Origin of the sequence: Roseburia zhanii (assembly GCF_014287635.1) — a bacterium.
Lineage (GTDB): Bacteria > Bacillota > Clostridia > Lachnospirales > Lachnospiraceae > Roseburia_B > Roseburia_B zhanii.
On sequence record NZ_JACOPH010000012.1, the window covers coordinates 81,429 to 87,793 of the forward strand.

The 6,365-nt window shown below is 42.7% G+C and carries 5 protein-coding genes; 2 read left to right on the forward strand and 3 right to left on the reverse strand.

The features are described from left to right. Positions 1-276: 276 nt before the first annotated feature. Entirely contained in the window at positions 277-1,617 is a 1,341-nt protein-coding gene (locus tag H8S17_RS12385; protein WP_186867545.1) for a butyryl-CoA:acetate CoA-transferase, read from the forward strand. On the opposite strand, the gene sdaAA is transcribed toward H8S17_RS12385, so the two are convergent. The 3 genes from sdaAA to H8S17_RS12400 all read right to left on the reverse strand — a co-directional run bounded on the left by sdaAA (position 1,618) and on the right by H8S17_RS12400 (position 4,228). Next, positions 1,618-2,490 carry an L-serine ammonia-lyase, iron-sulfur-dependent, subunit alpha gene (gene sdaAA, locus H8S17_RS12390; protein ID WP_186867546.1) on the reverse strand — a complete coding sequence of 291 codons (873 nt, stop codon included), beginning with the start codon at positions 2,488-2,490 and terminating at the stop codon, positions 1,618-1,620. Beyond that, positions 2,483-3,157, reverse strand: a complete 675-nt coding sequence (gene sdaAB, locus H8S17_RS12395; RefSeq protein WP_178051573.1) for an L-serine ammonia-lyase, iron-sulfur-dependent subunit beta — start codon at positions 3,155-3,157, stop codon at positions 2,483-2,485. The genes sdaAA and sdaAB overlap by 8 nt, the downstream gene beginning before the upstream one ends. 84 nt (positions 3,158-3,241) lie before the next feature. After that, positions 3,242-4,228, reverse strand: a complete 987-nt coding sequence (locus tag H8S17_RS12400) for an SseB family protein (RefSeq protein ID WP_186867547.1) — start codon at positions 4,226-4,228, stop codon at positions 3,242-3,244. 320 nt (positions 4,229-4,548) lie between these two features. Here H8S17_RS12400 and H8S17_RS12405 point away from each other — a divergent pair, with 320 nt between their 5' ends. Beyond that, the gene (locus H8S17_RS12405; protein ID WP_186867548.1) at positions 4,549-6,198 is read left to right on the forward strand and encodes a SulP family inorganic anion transporter; all 1,650 of its coding nucleotides are present in this window, start codon (positions 4,549-4,551) and stop codon (positions 6,196-6,198) included. The last annotated feature ends 167 nt before the right edge of the window (positions 6,199-6,365 follow it).

The window sequence follows — 6,365 nt, forward strand, 5'->3', positions numbered from 1 at the left end:
GGCTGCCTGCCGGCAGATGCAAGTTTCATTGAACAGGCTTTTGTGTGCCGCTTAGCAGGAGATAACATATGCGTAAAAGCTCTCCTACTGTTTGAGCTCTATAACGTAAAACATTTCTCTATATAAAAAGCGAGTTTAGGACAGCTTTTGGAATAAACGCATATATCATCTCCTGCTTAGCGGCACTAAAAAGCTGTTCTCGAAACTTGCATCTTCTTTATTAAAGTGCTAGTATGGAGAAAGATAATAATTTAACAAAGTCAATAGGAGGTATATATGGATTACTCGAAAGAATATACACAGAAACTTGTTACTGCCGATGAAGCAGTCAAAGTGATAAAATCCGGTGACTGGGTAGATTACGGCTGGTGTACCGGAACTCCGGATGCCTTAGATAAGGCTCTTGCAAAAAGAACCGATGAATTAAAAGATATCAAATTAAGAGGTGGTATCCTCTTAAAAGTTCCTGCCATTTTTGAACGTGAAGATGCAGGTGAGCATTTCACATGGAATTCCTGGCATATGTCCGGTATTGAACGTAAGCTGATTGCAAAGGGATGTGCATTCTATGCTCCACTCCGTTATTCCGAACTGCCTCGTTATTATTATGATCTTGCAGATAAAGATGATGTTGCAATGTTTCAGGTAGCACCGATGGACAAACATGGCTATTTCAATTTTGGTCCTAATGCATCCCATATGATGGCTGTCTGTGAAACTTCCAAAAAGATCATCGTAGAAGTAAATGAAAACATGCCTCGCTGTCTTGGCGGTTTTGAAAATGGCATCCATATTTCTAAAGTAGATCTTATCGTAGAAGGTGAAAATCCTGCAATCGGAGAAATGGGTGGCGGCGGTGCACCTACAGATGTTGATACTGCTGTTGCAAAACTGATCGTGGAAGAAATTCCAAATGGTGCCTGCTTACAGCTTGGTATCGGTGGTATGCCAAATACAGTTGGTTCCATGATCGCTGATTCTGACCTGAAAGATTTAGGTGTCCATACAGAAATGTATGTAGATGCTTTTGTTGATATTGCAAAAGCAGGTAAGATCAATGGTTCTAAAAAGAACATTGACCGTTTCCGTCAGGCATATGCTTTTGGATGCGGTACGAAAAAAATGTACGATTATCTGGACGAAAATCCGGAACTTTTAAGTGCACCGGTAAGTTATACCAATGATATCCGTTCCATCTCTGCATTGGATAATTTTATTTCGATCAACAATGCCGTTGACCTTGACCTTTTCGGACAGATCAATGCGGAATCCGCCGGGATCAAACAGATCAGCGGTGCCGGTGGACAGCTTGACTTCGTATTAGGTGCTTACCTTTCTAATGGTGGTAAGAGTTTCATCTGCTGTTCTTCTACTTTTAAGACGAAAGACGGTCAAGTGAAATCCCGTATCGTACCTACCTTAAATCCGGGTTCTATCGTAACAGATACGCGTGCAAATACACATTACGTTGTTACAGAATACGGTAAAGTCAATTTAAAAGGACTGTCCGCATGGCAGCGTGCCGAAGCACTGATCTCGATCGCCCATCCTGATTTCAGGGATGAGCTGATCGCTGAAGCTGAAAAATTAAAGATCTGGCGCAGAAGCAACAAATAATCATTTTTTCTTTGAAAATTTATCTTTGACAGCTTCACCGGCTGGTGTCGCTGCAAGACCGCCCTGTCCGGTTTCCCTTAGAGATTCCGGCAGGGCTTTTCCTATGGAACGCATTGCATCGATCACTTCATCCGGCGGGATCTTGCTGTTGATCCCTGCCATGGAAAGATCTGCTGAAGTCAATGCATTGACGGCTCCTAATACATTTCTTTTGACACAGGGAACTTCAACAAGTCCCGCTACCGGATCGCAGACTAAGCCTAGTAAATTCTTAAGTGCCAACGCTGCTGCATTAGAAATCCCTTTTTCATCCGCCCCCATCAGATAAGCAACTGCTCCTGCCGCCATTGCAGAAGCCGATCCGATCTCTGCCTGACAGCCGCCTGCTGCCCCTGCGATAAATGCACGCGTTGCGATCACACCACCGATTCCGGCAGCTACATATAATGCTTCTGTCATCTTTTCATCAGAAAATCCTTTGTTTTTCTGTAAAGTCAAAAAAACGGCTGGAATAACTCCGCAGGAACCCGCCGTCGGTGCTGCAACGATCCTTTTCATGCAGGCATTTGATTCGCCCATCTTAATTGCTTTTTCCATGACCTCACCGATAAAGTCTCCGCACAATACCGTCTTTGCTGCCCTTGCCTGTGCCATTTTTTCTCCATCTGTTCCGACAAGTCCTGATGCAGAATACTGTTTTTTATCATATGCAAGATCTGCCTCCTGCATCATCTGGTACATATGCTTCATTTTTTCAAACGAAACCTCTTTTGTGATCCCCTGCTCCTTGCAGTCGTCCTCTAAGATCACTTCGTAATAATTTTTATTCTGCTTTCTGACCGCAGCTTCAATTTCTCCTAACGCTCTAAACATATTCTTCCTCCAACAGACTTAAATACGTTACTTTTATGATACCCTCTAAATGCTCTAACCATGCGATTGCTTCTCTTGGTATTTCCTGATCACATTCAATAACCATAACGGCATTGCCACCCCGGTTTGAACGGTATAACTGCATCGTTGCAATATTGACAGATTTATGTGCTAACATGGAAGTCACTTCTGTAACATGTCCCGGCTGGTCAAGGTTGTGTACGATCAGTGTCGGCAGATCTCCGCTGAAATTAACCGTCAGACCGTCCATTTCACAGATACGGATCTGTCCACCTCCGATAGACGCTGCGACGATCTCAAGTTCTCTGCCGGATACGCCTGTTAAATTCATTTTTACAGAATTCGGATGTGCTTCTCCTAAATCAATTCCACTGATCGTATAGTGCATTCCTTTTTCCCTTGCAATGGCAAAACTGTCAGGGATATTTGGATCGTCTACATCTAATCCTAACAATCCTGCAACTAATGCTTTATCTGTACCATGTCCCTGTCCGGTTGCTAAAAAAGAACCATGAAAATAAATCTTTGCACTTTCAATTTCTTCTGCTAACAGCCTTCTTGATACCCTTCCGATCTTGACCGCTCCTGCTGTATGGGAACTCGATGGTCCGACCATCACCGGTCCTATAATATCAAATAGATTCATCTGCGCCCTCTCTTTCTGTTAATGAAAAAGCCAACGGAATCTTTATCTTCCATTGGCTTTGCTTCTTCGCAAATCATATATCTTTTAGCTTGTCTGCTCTTTATTCTGGTCTAAAATATCCATCACCCGCTGGATCTCTGCACCTTCCACCGGAGCCTCACCATATTCTACATGTTTCTGTTCACTGGTGATTCCGCCAAATCTGCGTTCTCCTTTTTCCTTGCCCTGCTCGATCGTAAAGTAATTGACTTCTTCTGTTGCCGGATTCAATGTTACATAAATCCGATGGCATAATTGCACCTGATCTTTGATCTCCGGCAGATCGATTCTGACTAATAATAATTCATCGCTGATATTTAATGCCATAACGGAAAAATCACTTTCGCCATATGGATATAATTCCGGCTGCTGGAATGCCTTTTGATAGATTTCATTGACTAAGGCTTCTTTTTCATCACTTAACTGCTGTACAAATTCTGCCTTACCGCCATATAACCGGAGCGGAAGATCACGAAATTCTGCTTTCTGGCGCATCATATTCTGAAACTGACGCGGTGAGATCCTGACCTGTTTTGCTCCTGCTGCTAACATCTCATCTTCCTGCTTGATTGCTTCTAATAATTCTTTTTTGAAACGCAGGTTATCTGAAAATGGATTCAACACTAATCCTTTGGTTCCCATGCCTTCATTTAATGCTAAAGTATAGCAGGATTTGAATGGCATATTCATGATCAGGTCAAATTTCGGTTCTTTCGGAATCTGTGCAATGTTTGTATAGATCGGGAAATACATCTCACCCTCTGCATTGGATAATAATGTAGGGATCGGTGCAGTTCCTTCCGGCAGTCTGACCTGTACACCGGGATTCTCTTTTGCCTGCTCTTTCATTGCCTGTATCTCCGGTGTATCCGGAAACATTCCCGGTACAAAGAAAGATGTCTTTTTCATCTGATGTACCAGTGCTCTTAAATTATCCTGTACCGGATCTTCTTTGTAATATTTGATCAACTGTTCTGTTTTGATCGTTTCATTATTTGCATTAGTATTTGTATTATTCGGTTCGTTATTCATATCTGCCCATTGTCCTTCTTTTTATAATAAGTCGTAACTATTCAGCATCTTCATAGTTACGATGCCAAAATCCATGAAAGTTTGCTGTGCAAAGGGATTTTGGCACACCTGAATCACTTTCTTACGGTCAGAACAGCAAGTGTTTTGACCTATGCTGAACAATTTAATAAATTTATTATAGCACGTCTATGCGGCTTCGTCACTCTTTATTTTGTTTCTGTTACACTCTTTTCACTAAATATTTACTTTTCCCTTGTATGTCGAATCCGCTAGTGCTAAAATTTTGTCTTGATGTGTTTTTTATCAGAGGAGGAGAATTTATGGAAAGTCTAAAACCAAAGCTATTCGAAGTATTACACAATTATTCTAAAGAACAATTGATCAAAGATATCATTTCCGGTATCATCGTGGCAATCATCGCCCTGCCTTTATCGATTGCTCTTGCGATCGCATCTGGTGTGACACCTGAATGTGGTCTTTATACTGCGATCATCGCAGGATTTTTTATTTCTTTTTTTGGTGGCAGCCGTGTACAGATCGGTGGTCCTACTGCGGCATTTGTTCTTATCATTTATGGCATTGTCGCAGAATATGGACTTGACGGACTGACCGTTGCTACCATCCTTGCCGGAATCTTTCTGATCATCATGGGCATCTGCCATTTTGGTTCGCTGATCAAATACATTCCTTATACGATCACAACCGGATTTACCTGCGGTATCGGTGTCAGTCTGTTAGTCGGACAGGTCAAAGATTTTCTCGGACTTGATATGGGTGCTGTTCCATCCGAATTTTTAAGCAAAATTTCTGCTTATGCTGCCCACATCACAACCGTAAACGTATCTGCACTTGCCGTTGGTATTCTTGCGATCGCAATTCTGATCGTCTGGCCAAAAATAACGGATAAACTTCCCGGTTCCCTGATTGCCATTATCGCAACTACAATCCTGGTAAAAGTGACCGGACTGCATGTCAATACGATCGGCAGCGTCTATGGTGAACTATCCTCTGCCCTGCCGCATCCGACGATCCCTGCAGTCACCATGGGCATGATCCAGAAGCTGATCTCACCTGCTTTTACGATCGCTATCTTAGCCGGAATCGAATCCCTGCTTTCCTGCGTGGTATCCGATGGCATGATCGGCGATAAGCACAATTCCAATGCGGAACTGATCGGACAGGGGCTTGGAAATATTTTTTCCGGTCTGTTTGGCGGTATACCTGCAACCGGTGCGATCGCCCGGACAGCCGCTAATGTAAAAAATGGCGGACGTACACCGATCGCCGGCATCGTTCACAGTATCACTCTGCTGATCATTCTGTTAGTGCTGATGCCCCTTGCTGCTTTGATCCCCATGACAACGCTTGCTGCTGTCCTGATCATGGTAGCATGGAATATGTGTGACTGGTCTGCCTTTTTTAAACTTGTAAAAACAGCTCCAAAAAGTGATTCGATCGTCCTGATCGGCACCTTTCTTTTAACCGTTATTTTTGACCTTGTGATCGCAATTGAAGTTGGTATTGTCGTATCTTCTTTATTATTTATGAAACGAATGGCAGAAGTAACTGACGTAACCGGATGGAAATATATTGAAGAACCGGACGTTACCGATGGAGAAGCAGAAAAAATGCTGTCTTTATCAAAACATATCCGTGTATTTGAGATCAGCGGTCCTATGTTTTTTGCGGCTGCCGACCGCCTGACTGCGATCGATTCCAAACAGTTTACAAAGGTAGTCATCATCCGTATGCGAAGCGTTCCTGCGATTGATGCAAGTGCAATGCATTCTTTACATAGTCTTGCTGACCGCGCCGAACGTAAAAAGATCCGTCTGGTATTTTCACATGTCAATGAACAGCCGCTTTCTGTTATGAAAAAAGATGGCTTCTTTGACCGGATCGGTGCAAATAATTTCCGTAGTGATATCATCGATGCAATCGATTATGCGGAGCATTGTTTACAGTCATAGAGTCTTTTCATCTGCAAACACCTGAATCCTTACATACTCGAACAGTAATAGGCGTTTGCGAAACGCCAAACACCGCATAAATACGGTATTTTTTGTTGTTAAAATAAAATATCTCCTCAAGGTTTATGGTAAAATAGAGTTGACTAGAAACTAAATACCAATCCACC